Origin of the sequence: Roseateles sp., from assembly GCF_039595295.1 — a bacterium.
GTDB lineage: Bacteria > Pseudomonadota > Gammaproteobacteria > Burkholderiales > Burkholderiaceae_C > Roseateles.
In genome coordinates this window covers 38118-63148 of record NZ_JBCNLU010000027.1, presented here as the reverse complement: position 1 = coordinate 63148, position 25031 = coordinate 38118, and the positions used below count along the sequence as shown (strand labels likewise).

Here is a 25031-nt window from a genome sequence, read left to right as displayed (position 1 = left end):
GATGGACGGCGAGTCCGCCCATCGTCCCCGGGACGGGAATGGCGACGTCAGTCGGCAGGTCGCTTACCGGCAACTGGCTGGGATCGTCGACTCGGCGCTCTCCGGGCTGTCACCCGACCTGCGCGGCACTTTCGACCTCGCGTGTCTGCAGGAAGAGTCCTATCGCGATGTCGCCGAGATCCAGTGCATCCCGATCGGCACTGTGCGCTCGCGGGTCAACCGAGTGCGGACACTGCTTCGATCACGGCTCAAGCATGGCTTCGCCGACTACGCCAGCTGATCACCTCGCGCGCGCGGACGGAAGGTTGTCCGACCGCTGAAGCACAGGACCCCGCCTCGGCGGGGTCCTTGCATTTCAAGCGCTCAGGCGAACCAGCGCACCGCGATCTGCGTCACCACGAGTGCCACCATGAATCCGCCCACGCCCCACAACAGGGCCTGCAGCAGGGTATTGGTGCGACGCTGCTCGCGGAGCAGCTCACGCGCCAGATCCGAATGGCCGCCGTCGGCACGCTGGCGCAGCACCTCATGCATCAGCCGCGGGAACTCCGGGACCATCTGCGCAAAGCGCGGCGCCTCCTTCTTCAAGTGATGAACGAAAGCGCGCCAACCGACTTGCTCGTCCATCCAGCGCTCAAGGAAAGGCTTGGCCGTCGCCCAGAGGTCCAGCTCGGGGTCGAGCTGCCTACCCAATCCTTCAATGTTGAGCAGCGTTTTTTGCAGCAAAACCAGCTGAGGCTGAATCTCGACGTTAAATCGTCGCGAGATCTGAAACAGGCGCATCAGCACCTGGCCGAGTGAAATGTCCTTCAGTGGTCGGTCGAAGTGCGGCTCGCAGACCGTGCGAACCGCCCCTTCCAGTTCATCGACCCGGGTCTCGGGCGGCACCCAGCCGGACTCGATGTGCAGCTCGGCCACGCGCTTGTAGTCGCGCCGGAAGAAGGCGATGAAGTTCTGCGCCAGGTAGTCCTTGTCCACCTCGGTCAGCGTGCCGATGATCCCGAAGTCCAGCGCCACGTAGCGGCCGAAGGTCTCCGGATCCAGGCTGACCTGGATGTTCCCCGGGTGCATGTCCGCATGGAAGAAGCCGTCCCGGAACACCTGGGTGAAGAAGATCGTCACCCCGTCGCGGGCCAGCTTCTTGATGTCGACGCCCGCCTCGCGAAGCCGCGCCAGCTGCGAAATCGGCACCCCGCGCATCCGCTCCATGACGATGACCTCGCTCGCGCAGAGCTCCCAGATCATCTCCGGCACCAGCACCAGATGCAGGTCCTGCATGTTCCGGCGCAGCTGGGCCGCATTGGCGGCTTCGCGGACCAGATCCAGCTCGTCGTGCAGATAAGTGTTGAACTCGCCGACCACCTCGCGCGGCTTGAGACGCCGACCGTCGGCGGAGAAGCGCTCCACCCAGCCCGCCAGCGTCCGCATCAGCGCCAGGTCGTCCTCGATGATGTCCAGCATGCCCGGGCGCAGCACCTTGACGGCCACCTCCCGGCCGTCCTTGAGCGTCGCGAAATGGACTTGCGCGATCGAGGCGCTGGCCACCGGCTCGGGGTCGAAGGTCGCGAACAGCTCCTCGATGCTGCGGCCGAAAGCTCGCTCGATGAGCTCGCGCGACTGCTCGGCGGGGAATGGCGGGACGTTGTCCTGGAGCTTGGACAGCTCCTCGATCATGTCGGCCGGGACCAGATCGCGACGCGTCGACAGCAGTTGACCGAACTTGACGAAGATCGGGCCGAGCCGCTCCAGCGCCAGGCGCAGCCGCACGCCGCGCGGCTGATCCCAGACGCGGCCGACCGAGATCAGCCGGCGCAGGAAGCGGAAACGGCGGCGCTTGAGCGTGGACAGCGCCAGCTCATCGAGCCCGAAGCGATAGAACGTCCAGACGATGAGCAGCAGGCGGGACAGATACCTCATGCCTCAGGACCTCATGCCCGGTCCTTGCCGTCGGGCATGAAGCGGCCGGCCTGACGGGCCAGCGCCGCCATCGCCTGGGCCGCAGCGCGGCCGACGCGTCCGAGCTGGTGCGCCACGGCCGGGCCGGTGATGGCCGCCAGGTCGTCCTCGATGTCCCAGCGCACGTGGTCGATCAGCCAGTTGAAGTCGCCGGCGAACTGCGCATCACCCTGGACGCGCACGTCCGGACGGGCACCCGACAAGGCCGCGAAAGCCGCCGCAGCCGGATTCGACGCGTCGATTTCGATCCTCAGGTCCGGTTCTTGCCTAGGGGCTTGCGCGTCGTCGACTCGTTCCAGCAAACCCGCGGGCGTGATGCGCAGTTGCAGATCCGGCACGGCCGGGAGCATGGCCGGCCAGCCGGCGAGGTGCAGTCGCAATGTCTTGCCCGTGTGCGGGGCCAGGCGCGCGGTGGCGACCGGCTCCCTGGCCATGACATGGTTGAGCAACAGCGTGATGCGATCCTGCGCCGCGGGGGCCAGGAGCTTGGACCATTCTTGAAGCATGGGGCGGATTGTAGGCAGGCCGCTCCCCCTGCCGGGGAGCGCTTGAACCGAGGGGTTCGAGCGCCGCCGGCGGTGTGCAAGCTAGGGGGTTCGGTTACGAGTCGGCGAAATGAATTGAGAGAGAATTTCCGGCGCTTGCCGGGATGGGGGAAACCCGGCCCTCGGTCTTCCACGGAAGGCTGGCCGGGACGGGCGCGCGGCGTCCGGCCGCAGTGGCAGCCGGAAGCGGCGAAGAGGGATGCAACCAAGGACCAATGGCTGATGTTTGAGGATCGGAATTACAAGAGAACCTTCTACAGCGCGCCGCAATCGGTCCAGTCGTTCATCGCGGCTTTTCTCGAGCCGACCCTGATCGTCCTCATCTACCTGGCCTTGCTGGCCTGGTTCGGCGAGCCGGTCATGCGGTCCACGTACACGCTGTGCATGCTGGTGTTCGCGCTGACCTTCCCGGGGCGCAACCGCTTCGCCGACCACCCCGCCTCCGCGGTCACGGACATCGTCGGGTCCTGGCTGATGCTGCTGCTGATCCTGGGCATGTTCGCCTACGCCACCAGCAGCTTCCATTACTTCGAGCGCGACGTGCTGCTGTGGTGGGCTGTGCTGACCCCGTTGGCGCAGATCGTCGCGGTCGAGATCGGCCGCCAGGTGCTGCGCTGGCGCGCCGCGCAGCCGTCGGTGCGCCGCAACGCGGTGATCGTGGGCGCTGGCCCGCTGGGCGCGAAAGTGGCGCGGGCGCTGGAGTTCGGCACCGTCCGCGGCGTCGACTGCCTGGGCTTCTTCGACGACCGCACCGACGACCGGCTGCACGCCGACTGCAACGGCCGTCTGCTGGGCACGCTCCCGCAGCTCAGCGACTACGTCCGTGCCCACGGCGTGCGCGAGGTCTACATCACCCTGCCCCTGGGCTCGCAGCCGCGCATCCTGCGCCTGCTCGAGCAGCTGCAGGGGACGACCGCGTCGCTGTTCTTCGTGCCGGACGTCTTCGGCATCAGCATCATCCAGGGCCGCCTGCAGGACGTGAACGGCGTACCGGTCGTCGGCATCCTGGAGACGCCCTTCACCGGCGTCAACGAGGTCGTCAAACGCATCAGCGACATCGTGCTGTCCAGCCTGATCCTGGTGCTCATCTCCCCGATCCTGCTGCTGCTGGCGATCGGGGTGAAGCTGAGTTCGCCTGGTCCGGTGATCTTCAAGCAGCGCCGCAACGGCCTGGATGGCGAGGAGATCATCGTCTACAAGTTCCGCTCGATGCGGTCGATGGACAACGGCGCCGTGGTCAAGCAGGCGACCAAGGGCGACGCGCGCATCACCCCCTTCGGCGCCTTCATCCGGCGCACCTCGCTGGACGAACTGCCCCAGTTCGTGAACGTGCTGCAGGGGCGGATGAGCATCGTCGGACCGCGTCCGCACGCGGTCGCCCACAACGAGGAATACCGCCAGCTGATCAAGGCCTACATGGTCCGCCACAAGGTCAAGCCCGGCATCACCGGCTGGGCGCAGGTCAACGGCCTGCGCGGCGAGACCGACACCGTCGACAAGATGAAGGCGCGCGTCGAGTACGACCTCGAGTACCTGCGCAACTGGTCGCTGGGACTGGACCTGCAGATCATCGTCCGCACGGTGCGGCTGATGCTGTTCGACCGCCACGCGTATTGATCCGGGCGGTCGAGGCCGGCTGTCGAGCCGGCGACCCGTTCCAATCAAAGCAGACCAGACAAGAGAACACGAGAAGACAAGAAAGGGCCCCCGATGAAGCGACTCCACTCCCTGGCCGTCCCCGTGGCGCTGCTCGCGTCGGCCCCCTGCTTCGCCCAGAGCGCGCAGGGCGACGAAAGCCCGTGGTACCTGGGCGCCTCGCTGGGCCATTACTACACCAACAACGTGTTCCGCACGAACGGCTCGAGCAACAGCGACCAGCTGACCTCGCTCAGCCTGCTGGGCGGCGTGGACACGCGGCTGGGCCGCCAGCGCGTGCATGGCAGCGCGCGCTTGAACGACACCCGCTACAACAGCAACAGCCGGCTCAACAACAAGGGCTACGACCTGGCTGGCGGCGTGAACTGGGAGACTGTCGCCAACCTGTCCGGCACGCTGGATTACACGCGTAGCCGGCAGCTGGCGGACTTCAACAGCAACACCGGCATCGCCCCCTCGACCGAACGCAATCTGCAGACCGACCAGAGCCTGGGCGGCAGCGTGCGTCTGGGCCTGCCTGGCCTGTCCCCGCTGACGCTGGAAGGCACCTTCCAACGGCGCGAGCGCGATTACTCGCTGGCGCTGTGGGAGACGCAGGAGTACCGCCAGAACACCTCCTCGCTGGGCGTGCTCTACAACGCCAGCAGCGCCTGGCGCTTCGGCCTGGCGGGCCGCTACACCAAGGGCCGCGTCCCGGTGAACGGCTTCACCTGGGACCGCAAGGACATCGACCTGACGGCGCTGTGGCGCGCCACCGGCTCCAGCAGCCTGAACGCGCGTCTGAGCCGCAGCACCTCGGACACCTTCACCGGCCTGACCGGCGCGCTGAACTGGGTCTGGGCGCCCGGCGGCCGCTGGACGCTCAACACCAAGCTCTCCCGCGACACCGGGGTCGAGACCTATTACCTGGGCATCAACAACGGTCTGGCCGACTTCAACCGCGTGCAGACCGCGTTCCAGACGCAATTCAGCTACCGGATCACCGGCAAGCTGAGCGCGCAAGCCGGCCTGGGCATCACGCGTCTGAGCCGCGATCGCGACATCGCGCTGGCGGGCGCCCGGTCCAAGGACAACTCGCGCCAGTACAGCCTGGGCCTGGCCTGGGAAGCGCTGCGCAACGTCACCGTCGGTTGCCAGTACACCCGCCTGGATCGCGACACGACCGACGTGATCTACTCCTACAACGCCTACACGGCGGGCTGCTACGTGCAGGGCATGCTGCGCTGATCCTCTACGATCCGCGGTTCCTCATCCATCTTTCACCTCTGCGCGGATTCCGACTCCATGGCCAACGAGACCATCCTGCTGACCGGCGCCACCGGCTACATCGCTTCCCACACCTGGCTGTCGCTGCTGGCGGCGGGCTATCGCGTCGTCGGCGTGGACAACTTCAGCAACAGCTCGCCCAAGGTGCTGGACCGCTTGGCGACGCTGAGCGGCCAGACCCCGGTCTTCGAGAAGCTGGACGTCTGCGACGCGGCCGCGCTGGATGCGGTGTTCCGCGAGCACAAGCCGGCGGCGGTGGTGCACTTCGCCGCCTACAAGGCGGTGGGCGAATCGACCGCCAAGCCGCTGAGCTACTACCGCAACAACATCGACGGCCTGCTGACGGTCTGTGAGGTCATGCAGCGCCATGGCTGCAAGCGCGTGGTGTTCTCCTCCAGCGCGACGGTCTACGGCCAGCCGGAGACGCTCCCGCTGCGCGAGGACGCGGCGCTGTCGACGACCAATCCCTACGGCGCGACCAAGCTGATCGCCGAAGGCATCCTGCGCGACCTGGGCACGGCGGATCCGGACTGGCAGACCGCCTGCCTGCGCTACTTCAACCCGGTCGGCGCCCACGAGAGCGGCCAGATCGGCGAGGACCCGCGCGGCATTCCGAATAATCTGATGCCCTACGTGACGCAGGTCGCGGTGGGCCGGCGCGACAAGCTGTCGGTCTTCGGCAACGACTACGACACCCCGGACGGCACCGGCGTGCGCGACTACATCCACGTGGTCGACCTGGCCGAGGGCCATGTCGCGGCGCTGGACTTCCTGCTGCGCGGCAAGGAGTCGATCTGGGTCAACCTGGGCACCGGCCGCGGCTACAGCGTGCTGGACCTGGTGAAGGCCTTCGCCGCCGCCAGCGGTCGCGAGATCCCCTATGAAATCGTCCCGCGCCGTGCCGGCGACGTGGCGGCCTGCTATGCCGATCCGGCGCTGGCGCGCGAGAAGCTGGGCTGGACCGCCAAGCTCGACCTGCAGCGCATGTGCGAGGACAGCTGGCGCTGGCAGTCGGCCAATCCGAACGGCTACGAGGGCTGAGGGGCCCCGGATTCAAGGTCAAGTTCAGATTCAGATTCAGATTGAGATAGAGGGAGCAGTACCTTGAGCAAGATCGACATTCAGCCGGTGATCATGGCCGGCGGCAGCGGGACGCGGCTGTGGCCGCTGTCGCGCGCCGGCTATCCCAAGCAGTTCCTGGTGCTGAGCGGCAACAGCAGCCTGTTCCAGCAGGCCGCCGACCGGCTGGCCACCTTGGGCGCCGAGGATCTGGCAGTGCGTCCGCCCATCGTCGTGGGCAACGAGGAACACCGCTTCATGGTGCTGGACCAGCTGCGCGAGCAGCGCATCGAGCCCGGCGCCGTGCTGCTGGAGCCGATGGGCCGCAACACCGCGCCGGCGATCACGCTGGCGGCGCTGCAGGCGCTGGAAGCCGGCTCGGATCCGGTGCTGGTGGTGACGCCGGCCGACCAGACCGTCGTCGACGGCCCGGCCTTCACCGCGGCGCTGCAGGACGCGGTCCGCCAGGCCAGCGATGGCGCGATCGTGATCCTGGGCATCACCCCGGACCGCGCCGAGACCGGCTACGGCTACATCCGCGGCGGGCAGGACGGCAACGGCCTGCGTGTGGAAGCCTTCGTCGAGAAGCCCGACGCCGCCACCGCCCAGAAGTATCTGGACCAGGGCGGCTACTTCTGGAACAGCGGCATGTTCGTGCTGCGCGCCAGCGTCTGGCTGAAGGCGCTGAGCCAGTTCCGCCCCGACATCGAGCAGGCCACCCGCGTGGCGTTCACCGCCAAGGCGGTGGACGGGCCCTTTGTTCGCCCGTCCAAGGAGCAATTCGCCGCCGTGCCGGCCGAGTCCATCGACTACGCCGTGATGGAGCGCTGCCCGGGCAGCGCGTTCGCGCTGCGCATGGTGCCGCTGGACGCCGGCTGGAACGACCTCGGCGCCTGGGAGGCGGTCTGGCAAGTGGCCGACAAGGATGAATCCGGCAACGCCAGCCGCGGCGACGCCATCATCTCCGACAGCCGCAACACTCTGGTCCACGCCACCAGCCGGCTGGTGTCGGCGGTGGGGCTGGACAACATCGTCGTGGTCGAGACGCCGGACGCGGTGCTGGTCGCCGACCGCAGCAAGAGCCAGGACGTCAAGACCATCGTCAACCGCCTGAGCGCGGCTCAGCGCGACGAGCAGAACCTGCACCGCAAGGTCCATCGTCCCTGGGGCTGGTACGACAGCATCGACATGGGGGAGCGCTTCCAGGTCAAGCGCATCATGGTCAAGCCGGGCGCCTCGCTGTCCCTGCAGATGCACCATCACCGCGCCGAGCACTGGATCGTGGTGCAGGGCACGGCCGAGATCGTCAACGGCGACAAGACGCTGCTGCTCACCGAGAACCAGTCGACCTACATCCCGCTGGGCCAGGTGCATCGCCTGTCCAACCCGGGCAAGGTGCCGCTGGAGATCATCGAGGTGCAATCGGGCTCCTACCTGGGCGAGGACGACATCGTCCGCTACCAGGACACCTATGGCCGCAACTGACGGCGGCCACGGCCGACCCCTGCTCCCGGGGTCGGCGACGCGGGAAAAACCGGATACAAAGCCGACCTCGCGGCGCAGCCGCGCGGCGCGCCGGTCCGAAGTCACGGCCGGCGCGCCCGACATCCAGAACATCAACAAGTCCCGCCCTCATGCGGGCATGCAGGCCGCGGGGCCTGCGGGATAACAGGAGAAGGCCGTGTCCGTGATCGCCGTCGTCGGGTTGGGATATGTGGGGCTGCCGCTGGTGGTCGAATTCGGCAAGCAGGGCCGCACCATCGGTTTCGACATCGCGGTGGACAAGGTCGTCAAGTGCCGCGCCGGCACCGACCCCTCGCGCGAGCTGAGCGACGCCGAGGTCCAGGCCGCCGTGCACGCCGAATACCACAGCGACCCGGCCTGCCTGGCCGAGGCCGACGTCATCATCGTGGCCGTGCCGACCCCGGTCGACGAGGCCCACATCCCCGACTTCAAGCCGCTGATCGGCTCGTCCACCAGCGTCGGCCGCCACATGAAGCGCGGCGCGGTCGTGGTCTATGAATCGACCGTGTACCCCGGCGCGACCGAGGAGGTCTGCATCCCGGTGCTGGAGCGCGAATCCGGCCTGAAGTGGAAGCAGGACTTCTTCGTCGGCTACAGCCCCGAGCGCATCAACCCGGGCGACAAGGAACACACGCTGACGAAGATCCTGAAGATCGTCTCCGGCGACTCGCCCGAGACCCTGGACATCGTCGCCAAGACCTACGAGAAGATCATCGTGCCGGGCGTGCATCGCGCCTCCAGCATCAAGACCGCCGAGGCCGCCAAGGTCATCGAGAACACCCAGCGCGACCTGAACATCGCGCTGATGAACGAGCTGGCCATCATCTTCGAGCGCATCGGGCTGGACACGTCGGAAGTGCTGGAAGCGGCAGGCACGAAGTGGAACTTCCTGAAGTTCAAGCCGGGCCTGGTCGGCGGTCACTGCATCGGCGTGGACCCGTATTACCTGACCCACAAGGCCGACATGCTGGGCTACCACCCGCAGGTCATCCTGGCGGGCCGGCGCATCAACGACGGCATGGGCAAGTTCATCGCCGAGCAGACCATCAAGCAGATGATCGCGGCGGGCTCGTACATCAAGGGCGCCAAGGTCAACGTGCTGGGGCTGACCTTCAAGGAAGACTGCGGCGACCTGCGCAACTCCAAGGTGATCGACATCATCCATGAGCTGCAGAGCTACGGCGTCGAGGTCTTCGTGACCGACCCGGCCGCCGAGGCCGACGAGGCCATGCATGAATACGGCGTGCAGCTGCATCCCTTCGAGGAACTGCCGCGCGCCGACGCCATCGTCGCGGCGGTGGCCCACCGCGAGTACAAGGCGCTGACCGCCGAGGACCTGGCCAAGAAGCTGGTGAAGGGCGGCGCGTTCATCGACGTGAAGGCCGCGTTCAGCAGCGACAATCTGCGCGCCGCCGGCCTGAGGGTCTGGCGGCTTTGATTCGACCCGCGAGCCCCGCCGCCGACCGACGCGAGGGGCCGCTTTCAGACCACAGGGAAGTTCCATGACGATTCTCGTCACCGGCGGCGCCGGTTTCATCGGCAGCAATTTCGTGCTCGACTGGTTCAAGTCCTCGGACGAGCCCGTCGTCAATCTGGACGCGCTGACCTACGCCGGCAACCTCGAGAACCTGGCTTCGCTCAAGGGCGACGCCCGCCACATCTTCGTGCAGGGCGACATCTGCGACCGCGCGCTGATCGACCGGCTGCTGGCCGAGCATCAGCCCCGCGCCATCGTGCACTTCGCGGCGGAATCGCATGTGGACCGCTCCATCCACGGCCCGGGCGCGTTCATGCGTACCAACGTCGAGGGCACCTTCGCGCTGCTGGAAGCGGCCCGCGCCTACTGGACCGCGCTGGCGGGCGAGGCCAAGTCGGCCTTCCGCTTCCACCACGTCTCCACCGACGAGGTCTACGGCTCGCTCAAGCCCGAGGACCCGCCCTTCGCCGAGACCAACGCGTACGAGCCCAACAGCCCGTACTCCGCGTCCAAGGCGGCCAGCGACCACCTGGTGCGCGCCTGGCACCACACCTACGGCCTGCCGGTGGTGACGACCAACTGCTCCAACAACTACGGCCCGTATCACTTCCCGGAGAAGCTGATCCCGCTGATGATCGTCAACGCGCTGGCCGGCAAGCCGCTGCCCGTGTATGGCGACGGCCAGCAGATCCGCGACTGGCTGTACGTGACGGACCACTGCTCGGGCATCCGCGCGGTGCTGGCCGGCGGCACGCTGGGCGAGACCTACAACATCGGCGGCTGGAACGAGAAGGCCAACATCGACATCGTGAAGACGGTGTGCGCGCTGCTCGACGAGCTGCGCCCCGATCCGGCCGGCCCCTACGCGCGTCTGATCACCTACGTGACCGACCGTCCCGGCCACGATCGCCGCTACGCCATCGACGCCCGCAAGATCGAGCGCGACCTGGGCTGGCGCCCCGCCGAGACCTTCGAGACCGGCATCCGCAAGACGGTGCAGTGGTACCTGTCCAACGAGGACTGGGTCGCGCGCGTGCAGTCGGGCGCCTACCGCGACTGGGTCTCCAAGCAGTACGGCGCTTGAGCGGGGTCTGACATGAAGATCCTGCTGCTCGGGAAGAACGGCCAACTGGGCTGGGAGCTGCAGCGCGCGCTCGCGCCGCTGGGCGAGCTGGTCGCCATCGATCGCAGCGAAGGCGGCGATCTGGCCGACGAGGACACGCTGCGCGCCACGGTGCGCCGCGTCGCGCCGGACGTGATCGTCAATGCCGCGGCCTACACCGCCGTCGACAAGGCGCAGAGCGAGCCCGAACTCGCGCGCCGCATCAACGCGCTGGCCCCCGGCGTGCTGGCCGCCGAGGCCAAGGCGCTGGGCGCGCTGCTGGTGCATTACTCGACCGATTACGTCTTCGACGGCGCGGGCTCGGACTGGCGCTTCGAGGACGCGCCGACCGGTCCGCTCAGCATCTACGGCCAGACCAAGCTGGAGGGCGAGCAACTGATCGCCGCGTCCGGCTGTGACGCCCTGGTGCTGCGCACCAGCTGGGTCTATGCGGCTCGCGGCGGCAACTTCGCCAAGACCATGCTGAAACTGGCGGCCGAGCGCGAGCAGCTCAAGGTGGTCGCGGACCAGATCGGCGCGCCCACCGGCGCCGACCTGCTGGCCGACGTCAGCGCGCACATGATCCGCGCCACGCGCCAGGACCGGGCGCTCTGCGGCGTCTACCACGCGGTGGCCAGCGGCGAGACCAGCTGGTTCGACTACGCCAAGCACGTGCTGACGCGCGCGCAGGCCAAGGGCCTGGTGCTCAAGGTCGCGCCGGAGCAGGTGCAAGCCCTGCCCAGCAGCGCGTATCCGACGCCCGCTCCGAGACCGCTGAACTCGCGTCTGGACAACCACAAGCTGCAGGACCGATTCGGCCTGGTGCTGCCGCACTGGCAGACCGGCGTGGATCGCCTGCTCGACGAAATCCTCTGATCGGACCTCGCCATGAGCACCACGAAGAGCACCACGAATCGCAAGGGCATCATCCTGGCCGGCGGCTCCGGCACGCGCCTGCACCCCGCCACGCTGGCCATCAGCAAGCAGCTGCTGCCCGTCTACGACAAGCCCATGGTCTATTACCCGCTCAGCACCCTGATGCTGGCGGGCATGCGCGACATCCTGCTGATCAGCACCCCGCAAGACCTGCCCCGCTTCGAGGCGCTGCTGGGCGACGGCTCGCGCTGGGGCATCAACCTGCAGTACTGCGTGCAGCCCAGCCCGGACGGCCTGGCGCAGGCCTTCATCCTGGGCAAGGACTTCATCGGCGGCGCGCCCAGCGCGCTGGTGCTGGGCGACAACATCTTCTACGGCCACGACTTCGCCGGCCTGCTGGACAACGCCGACGCCCAGACCGACGGCGCCAGCGTCTTCGCGTACCACGTGCATGATCCCGAGCGCTACGGCGTGGTCGAGTTCGACGACGCCAAGCGCGCCGTCAGCATCGAGGAAAAGCCCAAGGCGCCCAAGAGCAACTACGCCGTCACCGGCCTGTACTTCTACGACCGCCAGGTCTGCGACATCGCCGCCGACATCAAGCCCAGCCCGCGCGGCGAGCTCGAGATCACCGACGTCAACGCCCGCTACCTGAGCCAGCAGCAGCTGCGCGTGGAGATCATGGGCCGCGGCTATGCCTGGCTGGACACGGGCACGCACGACAGCCTGCTCGAGGCCGGCCAGTTCATCGCCACGCTGGAGAAGCGCCAGGGCCTGAAGGTCGCCTGCCCCGAGGAAATCGCCTTCCGCAAGGGCTGGATCAGCGCCGAGCAGCTGGAGCGCCTGGCCCAGCCCATGCTCAAGAACGGCTACGGCCAGTACCTGAAGCAAGTCCTGAACGAGAAGGCCTTCTGATGAACGTCATTCCGACCTCGCTGCCCGAGGTGCTCATCATCGAGCCCAAGGTCTTCGGCGACGCCCGCGGCTTCTTCATGGAGAGCTGGACCGAGCCCAAGTTCAACGCGGCTTGCGGCCATGACGTGCGCTTCGTGCAGGACAACCATTCGCGCTCGGCCAAGGGCGTGCTGCGCGGCCTGCACTTCCAGCTCGCGCCGCATGCGCAGGGCAAGCTGGTGCGCTGCACCAGCGGCGCGGTGTTCGACGTCGCCGTCGACATGCGCAAGTCCAGCCCCAACTTCGGCAAGTGGGCCGGCGTGGAGCTGAGCGGCGAGAACCATCGCCAGCTGTGGATCCCGCCGGGCTTCGCCCACGGCTTCCTGGTGCTGAGCGACATGGCCGACTTCCTCTACAAGACCACCGACCTGTACGCGCCGCAGGCCGAGGGCTCGCTGCGCTGGGACGATCCGAGCGTCGGCATCGACTGGCCGCGGCTGGACGTCGAGTTCAAGCTCGCCGAGAAGGACGCCCAGGCGCCTCTGCTCGCTGACGCCAAGTCCTTCGACTGATCCGTTCCCCGGTCAGCCGAATCGTCGACCCGTCGATCCCTCGCCCGCCGCCACGATGACCGGGCCCCTGCTTCATCTGATCGCGGGCGCACGGCCCAACTTCATGAAGCTTGCGCCGCTGGTGCGGGCCCTGCGCGCCGACGGCCGCCTGAGCTGGAAGCTGATCCACACGGGTCAGCACCACGACCAGGCGATGAGCGGCGTCTTCTTCGACGAGCTGGGCCTGCCTGAGCCGGACATCTCGCTGGACTGCCACGGCGGCAGCCACGCGCAGCTGACCGCCCGGATCATGCAAGCCTATGAGCCGCATGTGATCGCGGATCGTCCGGCCGCCTGCCTGGTCGTGGGCGACGTGGACTCGACGCTGGCCTGCGCGCTGACAGCCCGCAAGCTGGGCGTGCCGGTCGCGCATGTGGAGGCCGGCCTGCGCAGCGGCGACATGCGCATGCCCGAGGAGATCAACCGCCGCGCCACCGACGCGATCGCCGACTGGCTGTTCACCACCGAGCCCAGCGCCGCCGCGCATCTGCGCCGCGAGGGACATCCCGACGCGCACATCCACGAGGTCGGCCATGTGATGGTCGACAACCTGTTGTTCCAGCTGGAGCGGCTCGATGCGGGCGATGCCGCCGCCAGCGCGGCCGAGGAGGCCGCCCAGTCGGCGCTGACGGCGGCCGGCGCGGCTGCGGTTACGGCGGGGCGCTTCGGCGTCGTCACGCTGCATCGGCCCTCCAACGTCGACGAACCGCGTCAGCTCACGGCGCTCATGGCGGCGCTGGGCCAGCTCGCTGGCCGGCTGCCGCTGCTGTTCGCGGTGCATCCGCGCACCCGGGCCCGGCTGGCCGCGCTGGGCCTGAAGCCGGCACCCGGTCTGCACCTGCTGCCGCCCCTGCCCTACCGACCCTTCCTGGCGCTGTGGCGCCGCGCCGCGCTGGTGCTGACCGACAGCGGCGGGCTTCAGGAAGAAACCACCGCCCTGGGCATCCCCTGCCTGACGGTGCGCGACAACACCGAGCGCCCAGTCACCGTCGAGCTCGGCACCAACCTGCTGGCCGGCACCGATGCCGCGCGGGTGCTGGCGCTGGCGCTGCGGCGCCTGGACGAGATGGAGGCGCTCACCGGCGCTTCGTCCGGGCCGGACGCCACTGCCTCTTCGCCCGTCCGACGCCCGCCGCTGTGGGACGGCCAAGCGGCGGCACGCATCGTCGCTCGCCTGGCCGCCGACCTGCGCGCCTGACCCGCACGCCTGGCCGGCGCGCTGGAGCGGCCAGCGGGGCCCAGACTCAAACGCCCCCGAACGTCCGTCCAACCGTGACAGGACGACAGGGCTGACGCACCTCCCCCACGAATGCGGGGTCCGCCAAGCCCCTGCGTTTACAACTCGTGAACAAATGCACGGGGCGCTGGTCGTACATTGGCTGCTTCGATCGCCCACAGAGGCGCCTTCGGGGAGGAGACAAGCATGCACAGCAGTCAGGTGCCGTCCACCGAGGCGGCCAGCAGCGTCACCACCGGCATGGCCGGTATCGATCTGGACAGGGTCCGAGCCACGCTCATGATCCTGGGTGTCGTCCTGCACGCGGCTGACGTCTTCATTACCTCCGGCGACTGGCTGGTCGCCGACACCCACCGCGGCGTCTTCTTCGATGCGCTGGTCGCGCTGATCCACAGCTTCCGAGTCCCGGGCTTCTATCTGCTGTCGGGTCTGCTTTTCGCCGGCAGCCTGAGCCGCCATGCCGCGCCGGATCTAGTCCTGCGCCAGCTGCTGCGCCTGGGCCTGCCGCTGCTGGTGGGCTGGACGCTCATCAACGGCGCCCAGCACGCGCTGCTCGCCGCCCGCCGCGGTGACGATCCCTGGGAGGCCCTGCTCTCCCTGGACGTGCCCATCTATCACCTGTGGTTCCTGCGCGACCTGCTGGTGCTCAACCTGCTGGTGCTGGCCTGGGTCACGCTGGTCGGCCGCTCCCGGCGCGGCGGGGTCCGTGAACCCGGCTGGCTCTCACGCCTGCTGGACCGCCTCGAAGGCCATGGTCCCTCGCATTGGATGTCGGTGGCGCTGAGCGGCGCCATGGCGACGCTGGGCCTGTTGCTCATCGTGCGCCTGACCGGCTGGGCTTACCTCAAGGGCGCGAGCGGCATCACGCTGTTCGACTTGGCCTTCTACGCGCCGCTGTTCTTCGCCGGCCTGCTGATGCACCGGCGCCGCGGCTGGCTGGACGCCTGGCTGAGCACGCCGCTGTGGATGCTGCCGATCGCCGGCTTCGCCGCCAACTGGGGCGATGTCGCCAGCGACTCGCTGCGCAGCGCGCTGGCGCGCGAGATGGCGCTGGCGGTGCAGATGGTCGGCATCTGGGTCGCGACCGGCGCGGTCGTCGGCGCGCTGGGCCGGCTGCGAGCCGGCGCGCGCTCGGGCCTGGGCCGACAGCTCTCGGCGGCCAGCTACACCATCTTCCTGCTGCACCACCTGCTCGTGATCGCGCTGGCGCTGCTGCTCCTGCCTTACGACTGGCCGGCGGCGGTCAAGTTCGGGCTCATCGTGCTGGGCGCCTTCGCCATCAGCCTGGCTTTCCATCGCTGGGTCGTGCGGCCCTTCGGGCCGATGCGGCTGCTGTTCAACGGCCGGCTGCCCGCGCCGGACGCTCCGGCCGCCGTCACGGCCCGCGTCGCCTGAGGCCGAGCGCCTCGTCGGTTCCCAGCGCTCCCGCCCTTCAAGGCCCGCGCCGCTCGGAGGCCCCCCCGGCCCTCTCGACGATCACAATCGGCGCGGCGGGCGTGATCGCCCCCCGGTGACGCTCAGTTCGTGTCCAGCGCCGGGAAGCCCTTGATCAGGTCGTCCACGGCCTTGACCTGCTCCAGGAAGGGCTTGAGCTGCGACAGGCGCAGCGCGCTGGGGCCGTCGCACCGGGCCTTCTCCGGCTCGGGGTGCGATTCCAGGAACAGACCCGCCAGTCCCAGCGCCATGCCGGCGCGCGCCAGCTCGGTCACCTGACCGCGACGGCCGCCCGAGGCGGCGGCGCCGGACTCGCGCTGCTGCAGCGCATGGGTCACGTCGAAAATCACCGGCTTGCCGCCGCTGACCTGCTTCATCACGCCGAAGCCCAGCATGTCCACGACCAGGTTGTCGTAGCCGAACTGCGCGCCGCGGTCGCACAGCATCACGTTCGGATTGCCGCCTTCCTCGAACTTCTCGACGATGTTCTTCATCTGCGGCGGGCTGACGAACTGCGGCTTCTTGATGTTGATGACGCGGCCGGTCTTGGCCAGCGCGATCACCAGATCGGTCTGACGCGCCAGGAAGGCCGGCAGCTGCAGCACGTCGCAGACGGCGGCGACCGGGTCGCATTGCCACGGTTCGTGCACGTCGGTCAGCACCGCGACGCCGTGCGCCTTCTTCACCGCCTCGAAGATCTTCAGGCCCTGCTCCAGGCCGGGCCCGCGGTAGCTGTGGATGGAGCTGCGGTTGGCCTTGTCGAACGAGGCCTTGAACACGTAGGGGATGCCCAGCTCTTTCGTCACGCGGACGTACTCGCCGCAGACGTCCACCGCGAACTGCTCCGACTCCAGCACGTTGACACCGCCGAACAGCACGAACGGGCGCGCGTTGTCGACCACGATCTCGTTGATCTTGACCATTTGAATTCCTCAGACGAAGCCGGGAGTATCTCACGATTCGGGCGCGTAGTATCGCAGCGCTTCAAATAGCGAACATCGGGGCGAATGCGCGAGTTATTCACGGCCCATGGTCGGGGTATCGCCAGTCACGAAACCGACTGCAACACCGCACCGATCCGCGACATATTTCCCATATCCGAAGCACCGCCCGGATGTTTCAAACGGTACGCCTTTTCAGGCGCCGAATATTCCCGGAATGCCGCGCCGTGAGGCGCACCACCCCTGGAATGAGGGGTGGTCAAACCCGCATACTGAATTCACCGACGCGAGCGCTGCTCCGGCAGAGGCTCACTGCGGCAGTATTTCCGGATGCCAACATTCAGCAACAACAAGCACCTTTCTGGGGAATCTCCGAATTTCCCGGCGCATGACAAGAAGAGATTGCGGGCATTTAAGTCGTCACGTCCAATATTTCAGGGATTCATCATGCTGGGTATTTCCTCTCGATTCTCCATTCCAGGTTCGCTGGCCCTTCACGCCCTCGTCGGCAGCCTGATCCTCGCGGGTTGCGGAGGCGGCGGCTCCGGCGCCACCGCGGTGGAAGCCGCGTCCACGACCGCCGGTGCGGCGACTGCCGCCGGCGCCGCCAGCGATGCCGCTCCCGCGAGCGCCACCGCGTCCAGCGTCATCGCCACCCTGCCCGCGCTGGCCGCCAGCGCGCCGGCCGAGGCCGCTTCCCAGCAAACCGCCACGGCCAGTTGCTCGATGGGCGACTTCGCCAGCTTCGAGCGCCCCTTTGCGCCGGAATCGCCGTGGAACAGCCGCCCCGTCGCGCCGGTGCTGGGCAGCGCCACGATTCCGACCTCGACCTATTACCCCTCGGTCGACAGCGGCACCTGGTCCAGCGCGGCCTTCAAGGCCACCGCCGACGATCCGGCGATGGTCGTGACCGGCACCTCCGCCAACGGCGTCTGGGACCCGGATGCCGAGATCTACCGCCCCAGCATCACCATCCCGCACTGGCCCGCCAACACCCGGCCGGCCACCGGCGGCGACGGCCATGCCGAAATCGTCGACACCACCACCGGCATCGTCCATTCCTTCTGGGGCCTGAAGCAGGTCAACGGCGCCTGGGTGACCAACCAGTACGCCTGGACGCCGCTGGCCGGCCGCGGCATGGGCGACCCCGCGCATGTGCAGCAAGGCGCGCGCGCCGCGGGCGTCTCGACGCTGGGCGGCCTGATCCGCATCGGCGAGGTCAACGACGGCGACACCCTGTACCGCCACGCGCTGGCCATGTCGCTGGACTTCACCGGTCTGAGCCCCAACCCGACCTACCGCTTCCCGGCGACCTCGGCCGACACCAGCGCGGCCAAGACCAATTCGGGCCAGATCCCGATGGGCTCGCTGATGATGCTGCCCGCCAGCTTCGACGCCCAGGCCCTGGCCACGCCCGAGCTGCGCAAGGTCGCCGAGACGCTGAAGAAGTACGGCGCCTACGTGGTCGACCGCAACACCGGCACGCCCTTCGTCATCTACGTCGAGATCGGCGCCGACTTCAAGCTGCACAAGAACGGCTGGAACACCGCCACCGCCAACGACCTGGACGCGATGCGCGCCGCCATGCGGCCGCTGGAAAGCGCCGCCTGGTGGGTGGACGGCAACGGCAAGACCTCGGGCTTCGTGACCGACACCGCGCTGAACCTGCTGTCGATGCGCGGCGCCTGGTGGCGCACCAAGGGCCCCGTCAGCGGCGAGTTCGACACCTGGCGCCAGGCCCTGGTCTTCCCCGCCACCACGACGCTGATCGAGCAGGCCAACGCCACCGGCCGCGCAATGGCCGGCGTGAGCTGGTCCGCGCCGACGGCGGGCGACAACTACCGCCTCAGCCTGGACGCCACCGGCGGCGCCACCTTCCGCATGACCATCGCGGACAAGGCCACCGGCGCGACGGTCTACGACAGCGGCTATCTGAGCGACGGCCAGACCATCAGCTTCCCCTGGCCTGCGGGCACCAGCTTCAAGGTCACGACCTGGGGCCGCAGCGGCACAGGCAACGTCGAGTCCTCGCTCAAGCCCACCCTGGTCAAGGTCGCGCCGACGCCGATCGGCACCTCGTCGATCGCCGCCTGCGCGTCGTGATCACCGGCTGAGCAAGTCCTGCCCCTCGGCCGCCGGCTCCGACACGGCGTCGGCGGCCCAAAGAAAAACCGCGCCTCGGCGCGGTTTTCGTTCTGGCGGGCGAGCCCCTTGCGATCAGGCTTGCGGCGCGGTGCCGCGGCCGATGGCGTGGTGCTCCAGGCCCAGCGTCTTCATCAGCGCCGGCTCGTACAGGTTGCGGCCGTCGAAGATCACCGGCTGCTTGAGCTCGGACTTGATGCGGTCGAAGTCCGGCGTGCGGAACTCCTTCCACTCGGTCACGATGATCAGCGCGTCGGAATCGCTCAGCGCATGCTCGGCGCGCTCGCAGAAGCTCACCCCCGGCACCTGCGCCAGCAGCTTGGAGGCCTCGCTCATCGCCACCGGGTCGTAGGCCGCGATCGCGGCGCCGCGCTTGACCAGTTCCTCGATGACCACCAGCGCGGGGGCCTCGCGCATGTCGTCGGTGTTGGGCTTGAAGGCCAGGCCCCACAGCGCGAAGCGCTTGCCGGCCAGGTCCTCGCCGAAGCGCGCCACCACCTTGTCGACCAGCACGCGCTTCTGGCGCTCGTTGGCCTCCTCGACGGCGTTCAGCACGAACAGCGACTGCTCATGCTCGCGACCGGTGCGCACCAGCGCCTTGACGTCCTTGGGGAAGCAGCTGCCGCCGTAGCCGGCGCCGGCGTACAGGAACTGGTAGCCGATGCGCGGGTCCGAGCCGATGCCGCGGCGCACCAGCTCGATGTCGGCGCCGACCTTCTCGGCCAGCAGCGCCAGCTCGTTCATGAAGCTGATGCGGGTGGCCAGCATCGCGTTGGCGGCGTACTTGGTGAACTCCGCGCTGCGCACGTCCATCACGAACAGCCGGTCGTGGCTGCGGGTGAAGGGGGCGTACAGGGCGCGCATCATCAGCGTGGCCTGCTCGTCGTCGGAGCCCACGATGATGCGGTCCGGCTTCATGAAGTCCTCGATCGCCGCGCCCTCTTTCAGGAACTCGGGGTTCGAGACCACGGCGAAATGCGCGTCCGAGCCGCGCTTGGCCAGCGCTTCAGCGATGGTGGCGCGGACCTTGTCGGCGGTGCCCACGGGCACGGTGCTCTTGTCGACGATGACCTTGTAGTCGGTCATGCGCTCGCCGATCGAGCGCGCGGCGGCCAGCACGTACTGCAGGTCGGCCGAGCCGTCCTCGCCGGGCGGCGTGCCCACCGCGATGAACAGGATGGTGCCGTGGTTGACCGCCGTGTCCACGTCGGTCGTGAACTGCAGGCGGCCGGCCTCGACGTTGCGCTTGACCACCGCGTCCAGGCCCGGCTCGTGGATGGGGATGCCGCCCTCGTTGAGCACGCGAATCTTCTCGGCGTTCACATCCAGGCAGACGACGTGATTGCCCATCTCGGCCAGGCAGGCGCCGGTGACCAGGCCCACATAGCCCGTGCCGATCGTCGTGACTTTCATTCAATAACTCCTGGTTGAATCAAGGGGGCGGCACCGCGAGCGGCACCGCGCGGATCTCATTGCTGGTAGTACTCGCGGTACCAGGCGACGAAGCGGCGGATGCCCTCGGGCACCGGCATCGCCGGCCGGAAGCCGGTCCACGCGGCCAATTCCTCGACGTCGGCATGCGTCGCGGGGACGTCGCCGTCCTGCAGCGGCAGGAAGTCCTTGATCGCCTCGCGGCCCACCGCCTGCTCGATCGCGCCGATGAAGTCCATCAACGGGATCGGGTCGTGGTTGCCGATGTTGAAGACGCGATACGGCGCATTCGAGCGCGCCGGATCGGCGGTGATCGGGTCGTACGCGGGATCGGGCGCGGCGGTCCGGTCCAGCACCCGCACCACGCCCTCGGCGATGTCGTCGATGTAGGTGAAGTCGCGGATCATCCTGCCGTGGTTGAACACCTTGATCGGCTCGTTCGCGAGGATGGCCTTGGTGAACAGGAACAGCGCCATGTCCGGCCGGCCCCAGGGCCCGTAGACCGTGAAGAAGCGCAGGCCCGTGGTCGGCAGATTGAACAGATGGCTGTAGGTGTGGGCCATCAGCTCGTTGGCCTTCTTGGTCGCGGCATACAGGCTGACCGGATGGTCCACGCCGTGATGCTCGCTGAAGGGCATCAGCGTGTTGCCGCCGTAGACGCTGGAGCTGGACGCGTAGGCCAGGTGTTGCACCTCGGTGTGGCGGCAGCCCTCCAGGATGTTGGTGAAGCCGACGATGTTGGCGTCGATGTAGGCGTGCGGGTTCACCAGCGAGTAGCGCACCCCGGCCTGCGCCGCCAGATGCACGACGCGGTCGAACCCGTGCTTGGCGAACAGCTCGGCGATGCCCTGCCGGTCGGCCACGTCCATCTGGACAAACTCGAACCCGGGCTTGCCCTGCAGCCGCGCCAGACGCGCGTGCTTGAGCTTGGGGTCGTAGTAGTCGTTGAGATTGTCCAGGCCGACGACCTGGTCCCCACGGGCCAGAAGGATCTGGCTGACGTGCATGCCGATGAAGCCGGCGGCGCCGGTGACGAGGATCTTCAAGCGCGCTCCCGCGATGCAATGAACGGAACGATGGGCATTGTCCATGACTCGATGCGACGGCTCGATGGCGAACCCCCGCTCACGGGGGGTCAGCCGCGCAGGCGTCCGAGCACGCCCTTGACCACCGTCTTGGCGGCGACTTCGAAGCGTTCACCGCGCGTGGCGGCGTCGGCCTTGCGCAGCATCTCGGCGACCTCGTCGCGGCTCATCAGCGGGTACTCGGCATCGCGCTTGAGCCCGTCCACATCCTCCTGCTGGCCATTCCAGAGCCGCACCGGGAAGCGGTAGAAGCGATAACGGGGATCGTCCAGCGGCAGCAGGTCCACGTCGGGCCGCTGCGCCGGGTTGAGCAGGCCCAGCACCGGCACATGGATGGTCTCGGCCGCGGACAGCCAGGTCGCCAGCCAGGCAAAGGAGCTGACGCTGGTCACCACATGGCGCGCGCCGCGCAGGCGCTCGAAGTCGGCCAGGATGCCGCCGCTGCGGACCACGCGCGCATCCGGCATCGCCTCGATCAGCAGCTTCGAATACCAGTCGTCCTCGATCTGGCCGAACAGCACCGGCCGCTTGCCGGTCTCGCGGGCGAGCTGGCGGTAATACGCCGGCGGCACCGGCCCGTAGTCGGGATGGCACTGGCCGAGGATCTCGGCGCCGCGCACGCTGATCAGCAGCTCGTCGTCGCCGTGGCGCTCGACCTCGGCCTGCCCGGGCGGGAACAGGCCCTGATAGGCCGACGGCGGCAGGTAGTTGGCCATGCGCGAGCCGATGCCCACCAGCTTCATGTCGCGCAGCAGCCCGGCCTTGACCAGCGAGGCCACCCCGTGGATATCGATCAGGTGACCGCGCAGTTCCACCGGCTTGGTCTTGGTCCGCGGCTCCGGCTCGGGGCCGCTCCTGAGGTCCCACAGCGGCATGTCGTAGCCGACGATGTCCAGGTCGGGGACCTTCGAGCGCAGCGAATGGCCCAGCATCAGCTGCATCATCTGGTTGCCCAGGTTGCCGGTGGGCTGGATGCGGAAGGTCGCGGCGCTCATCGTGCGTTCTCCAAAGTCATGCAATTCATCGTCAGGCGGGCCTCGTCAGGCGGGCATCGTCCAGCGTCGCCCTCAGGCGCCGCAGCGGCCCTTGAGCTCCGCGTACAGCGCCTCGTAGACGTCACCGATCGCGCTCATGCCAAAGTCGCGCCGGGCGCTCTCGGCCAGCGCGGCCGACGAGGCCGGCGTGCGCTGCGCCAGCAGGTGCAGGCACAGGCGGGCGAATTCCTCCGGGTCGCGCGACGGCGTGTTCACCGCGTCCGGCCGCTGGCCGACGATCCAGCCGGTGATCTCGGGGATGTCCATCACCGCCACCGCCAGGCCGCCGCACATGGCCTCGACGATGGCCGTGCCGAAGCCCTCCTGGCGCGAGCAGAACGCGAACAGATCGGCCGCCCGCAGGATCTCGTGGATGTCGTCGCGCCGGCCCAGGAAGCGCACGCCGCCGATGCCGCGCTCGCTCATCGTGCGCTGCAGCTCGACATAGAACGGGTTCTTGTCCTCGTTGCCCGGGCCGATGATCAGCAACACCGCGTCGGGCCGCTCGCGGCGGATGGTCGCGAAGGCGTCGATCAGCAGGTCGTAGCCCTTGCGGTGCTCGACCGCGCCGATGGTGGCCAGCACCGGGACCCCGTCCGGAATGTCCAGCGCGCGGCGCGCCGCGGCGACCTCGTCCGGCATGGGCAGGTGGTAGCGGTCCGTCTCCACGCCGTTGGCCACCAGCAGCACGCGTTCGGGCGCCACGCCGACGCTCTCGGCCATGCGCTTGAGACTGGGCGAGATCGCGATGTAGCGATGCACCGCGCCCAGGCACGCGCGGTAAAGCTTGCCCATCAAGCGGCGCCGCGTCAGCGTCGCGGGGTCGTCGGACTCGGCCAGGGTCAGCTTGACGATGGTCTTGCGGCCCAGCCACTTGAGCACCGGCATGGCCAGCAGCTCCGGGCCCTGCACCGAATGGAAGTGGAAGACGCGGAAGCGCGGATGCGCCAGCGCGAACAGCACGATGCGCAGCGTCCAGATCAGCTTGCGCAGGTTGGAGCGTGCCTGCACGAAAGTGCGGCGGCGGTAGAGCGCGAAGGATTCGTGGCGCTCGTCGACCGTGGGCCGGTCGCCGTTGTCGGCCAGGAAGGCGACTTCGCAGCCGCGGGTCTGCAGCTCGGCGCCCAGGCGCAGCGCCTGCACGATCGCGCCGCCGAATTCAGGCGGGAAGGTGAAGCACACCATCAGGATCGCGCCGTCGGCGGCGGCGGAGGTGGCGGCGGATTCAGTCGTCATCGCAGTCGAGGCCATGGTGGCGGCGGGGGCGGTCGGAGGAAGAGAGGAAGTCATCGTGATCGCCTCAGGAAGCGCGGGACAGCTTGCCGCGGAACATCGCCTTGACCGAGGCCATCTTCTGCGGCGCCAGCACGGCCATCACGGCCAGGTAGCAGGCGGCGAAGAGCGCGTACTGCGCGGCCAGGCGCCACAGGCCTTCATGGCCCGCGGCAGCGGTGGCGCCGAAGATCCAGCGGTCGCCGCCCCAGACGATGGCGCCGGCGGCAACGGCGGCGAGCATCTGGTAGCCGATCGCGCGCAGCAGCTGCGGCAGGCCGGCCTCGAGCAGGCGCAGCACCGCCCACATCGTCAGCAGCAGGTTGAGCGCGGTCGCGAGCAGGTAGGCCTGCGTCAGCCCGACCACGCCGAACTGGATGCCCAGCGTGAAGGCCGCGACCTGCAGCACCGAGCCGATCACGCCGTAGCGCAGCATCAGGCCCGCATGGCCGGTGGCCAGGAAGGCGCTGCCGGAGGTGCTCAGCACCGACTGGATGAAGCCGGTCGGCGCCAGCCAGGCGAGCAGCAGCTGCGCGCCGTCCCACTTGTGCCCGAAGACCACCGCCACCGTCGGATCGCGGAAGAACCACAGCGCCGCCATCACCGGCGCGGTGCCGAAGGTGATCACGCTCAGCGAGCGCAGATAGACGTCGGTCAGCTGCTGATTGCCGCCCTGCTGATGCGCCTGCGTCATCAGCGGGAACACGGCGCGCGCGACCACGTGGCTCATGTTCTGCACCGGGAACAGCATCAGCCGGTAGGCCACGCTGTACAGGCCCAGCACCGCCGAGCCCAGCACCTTGCCGATGATGAAGCTGTCGGCGTTGCGGGCGAAGTAGTTGACGAATTGGAAGGCGGACACGTTGCCGCTGTACTTGGTGATCTCGGCCAGGCCGTCAAAGCGCGGCCGCAGCGCGGGACGCCAGTCCGACATGGCCCACAGCATCACGCCCTGCACCACCGCTGCCACCAGCGTCTGCGCCACCAGCGCGTACACGCCCCAACCCGCCAGCGCCGCGGCCACGGCCGCGATCAGCGCCAGCACCACGGCCACGGTCTCGACCGCGGCGATGCGCTTGAACTGCGACGCGCGCTCCAGCAGCGACTGGTGGACGATGCTGCTGCACGAGACCGGGAAGGACAGCGCCAGCAGGCACAGCACGGGCACCAGCGTGGGCGCCGCATAGAAGCGCGCCACCAGCGGCGAAGCGGCCATCAGCGTCACGCAGATCAGCCCGCCCAGCGCCATGTTGAGCCAGAACACCGAGGCCTTCAGACCTTCGGTCAGGGTCTCGCGCTGGATCAGCGCGGAGCCGGTGCCGAAGTCCCGGAACAGCATCGCGAAGTTGGTGAAGATCATCGCGATCGCCAACAACCCGTAGTCCGACGGCGACAGCAGCCGCGCCAGCAGGGTCACGCTGGCGATCTGCGATCCGATGCGGGCCAGCTGCGAGAACGCGGCCCACTTGACGTTGTTGATGATGGACAT

Annotated in this window: 21 protein-coding genes; 13 read left to right on the top strand and 8 right to left on the bottom strand. The window is 68.4% G+C overall.

The window, feature by feature from the left end:
* A partial coding sequence (locus ABDW59_RS18040; RefSeq protein ID WP_343631583.1) for a sigma factor-like helix-turn-helix DNA-binding protein occupies positions 1-280 on the top strand: 280 nt, incomplete at its 5' end.
* A gap of 83 nt (positions 281-363) precedes the next feature.
* Here the strand turns inward: ABDW59_RS18040 and ubiB are convergent.
* The gene (ubiB, locus tag ABDW59_RS18035) at positions 364-1917 is read right to left on the bottom strand and encodes a ubiquinone biosynthesis regulatory protein kinase UbiB (protein WP_343631581.1); all 1554 of its coding nucleotides are present in this window, start codon (positions 1915-1917) and stop codon (positions 364-366) included.
* 11 nt (positions 1918-1928) lie between these two features.
* Positions 1929-2462, bottom strand: a complete 534-nt coding sequence (locus tag ABDW59_RS18030; protein WP_343631579.1) for a hypothetical protein — start codon at positions 2460-2462, stop codon at positions 1929-1931.
* Between the two features lie 261 nt (positions 2463-2723).
* Here ABDW59_RS18030 and ABDW59_RS18025 point away from each other — a divergent pair, with 261 nt between their 5' ends.
* The 11 genes from ABDW59_RS18025 (at position 2724) to ABDW59_RS17975 (ending at position 15598) form a co-directional block, all read left to right on the top strand.
* Positions 2724-4118, top strand: a complete 1395-nt coding sequence (locus tag ABDW59_RS18025; protein ID WP_343631577.1) for an undecaprenyl-phosphate glucose phosphotransferase — start codon at positions 2724-2726, stop codon at positions 4116-4118.
* Positions 4119-4211: 93 nt separating this feature from the next.
* On the top strand, positions 4212-5384 hold the full coding sequence (locus tag ABDW59_RS18020) for a hypothetical protein (protein WP_343631575.1): 1173 nt from the start codon (positions 4212-4214) through the stop codon (positions 5382-5384).
* Between the two features lie 57 nt (positions 5385-5441).
* Complete coding sequence (gene galE, locus ABDW59_RS18015; RefSeq protein WP_343631573.1) at positions 5442-6464, top strand: UDP-glucose 4-epimerase GalE; 1023 nt, start codon at positions 5442-5444, stop codon at positions 6462-6464.
* 63 nt (positions 6465-6527) lie between these two features.
* On the top strand, positions 6528-7967 hold the full coding sequence (locus tag ABDW59_RS18010; RefSeq protein ID WP_343631571.1) for a mannose-1-phosphate guanylyltransferase/mannose-6-phosphate isomerase: 1440 nt from the start codon (positions 6528-6530) through the stop codon (positions 7965-7967).
* A gap of 196 nt (positions 7968-8163) precedes the next feature.
* On the top strand, positions 8164-9444 hold the full coding sequence (locus ABDW59_RS18005; RefSeq protein WP_343631569.1) for a nucleotide sugar dehydrogenase: 1281 nt from the start codon (positions 8164-8166) through the stop codon (positions 9442-9444).
* 64 nt (positions 9445-9508) lie between these two features.
* On the top strand, positions 9509-10567 hold the full coding sequence (rfbB, locus tag ABDW59_RS18000) for a dTDP-glucose 4,6-dehydratase (protein WP_343631567.1): 1059 nt from the start codon (positions 9509-9511) through the stop codon (positions 10565-10567).
* A gap of 12 nt (positions 10568-10579) precedes the next feature.
* A complete protein-coding gene (gene rfbD / locus ABDW59_RS17995) occupies positions 10580-11461 on the top strand; it encodes a dTDP-4-dehydrorhamnose reductase (RefSeq protein WP_343631565.1) in 882 nt (293 codons plus the stop codon).
* Between the two features lie 12 nt (positions 11462-11473).
* Positions 11474-12376, top strand: a complete 903-nt coding sequence (gene rfbA, locus ABDW59_RS17990) for a glucose-1-phosphate thymidylyltransferase RfbA (protein WP_343631563.1) — start codon at positions 11474-11476, stop codon at positions 12374-12376.
* The gene (gene rfbC, locus ABDW59_RS17985; RefSeq protein ID WP_343631561.1) at positions 12376-12927 is read left to right on the top strand and encodes a dTDP-4-dehydrorhamnose 3,5-epimerase; all 552 of its coding nucleotides are present in this window, start codon (positions 12376-12378) and stop codon (positions 12925-12927) included. The genes rfbA and rfbC overlap by 1 nt, the downstream gene beginning before the upstream one ends.
* 55 nt (positions 12928-12982) lie before the next feature.
* A complete protein-coding gene (wecB, locus tag ABDW59_RS17980) occupies positions 12983-14164 on the top strand; it encodes a UDP-N-acetylglucosamine 2-epimerase (non-hydrolyzing) (RefSeq protein ID WP_343631559.1) in 1182 nt (393 codons plus the stop codon).
* Positions 14165-14389: 225 nt separating this feature from the next.
* Positions 14390-15598, top strand: coding sequence for an acyltransferase family protein (locus ABDW59_RS17975; RefSeq protein ID WP_343631557.1), 1209 nt, complete (start codon positions 14390-14392; stop codon positions 15596-15598).
* 122 nt (positions 15599-15720) lie between these two features.
* Here ABDW59_RS17975 and kdsA read toward each other — a convergent pair whose 3' ends face one another.
* Positions 15721-16560: a 3-deoxy-8-phosphooctulonate synthase gene (kdsA, locus tag ABDW59_RS17970; protein ID WP_343631555.1), complete on the bottom strand. Its 840-nt coding sequence runs from the start codon at positions 16558-16560 to the stop codon at positions 15721-15723.
* Between the two features lie 465 nt (positions 16561-17025).
* On the opposite strand from kdsA, the gene ABDW59_RS17965 reads away from it, so the two are divergent.
* The gene (locus tag ABDW59_RS17965; RefSeq protein WP_343631553.1) at positions 17026-18681 is read left to right on the top strand and encodes an Atrophin-1 multi-domain protein; all 1656 of its coding nucleotides are present in this window, start codon (positions 17026-17028) and stop codon (positions 18679-18681) included.
* A 114-nt stretch (positions 18682-18795) separates the two neighbouring features.
* Here the strand turns inward: ABDW59_RS17965 and ABDW59_RS17960 are convergent, their stop codons facing one another.
* The 5 genes from ABDW59_RS17960 to ABDW59_RS17940 form a co-directional block, all read right to left on the bottom strand.
* A complete protein-coding gene (locus tag ABDW59_RS17960; RefSeq protein ID WP_343631551.1) occupies positions 18796-20133 on the bottom strand; it encodes a UDP-glucose/GDP-mannose dehydrogenase family protein in 1338 nt (445 codons plus the stop codon).
* A gap of 56 nt (positions 20134-20189) precedes the next feature.
* Complete coding sequence (locus ABDW59_RS17955; protein WP_343631549.1) at positions 20190-21197, bottom strand: NAD-dependent epimerase; 1008 nt, start codon at positions 21195-21197, stop codon at positions 20190-20192.
* 89 nt (positions 21198-21286) lie between these two features.
* Complete coding sequence (locus ABDW59_RS17950) at positions 21287-22231, bottom strand: hypothetical protein (protein WP_343631548.1); 945 nt, start codon at positions 22229-22231, stop codon at positions 21287-21289.
* Positions 22232-22303: 72 nt separating this feature from the next.
* Complete coding sequence (locus tag ABDW59_RS17945) at positions 22304-23506, bottom strand: glycosyltransferase family 4 protein (RefSeq protein ID WP_343631546.1); 1203 nt, start codon at positions 23504-23506, stop codon at positions 22304-22306.
* Between the two features lie 64 nt (positions 23507-23570).
* On the bottom strand, positions 23571-25031 hold the full coding sequence (locus tag ABDW59_RS17940; protein ID WP_343631544.1) for a lipopolysaccharide biosynthesis protein: 1461 nt from the start codon (positions 25029-25031) through the stop codon (positions 23571-23573).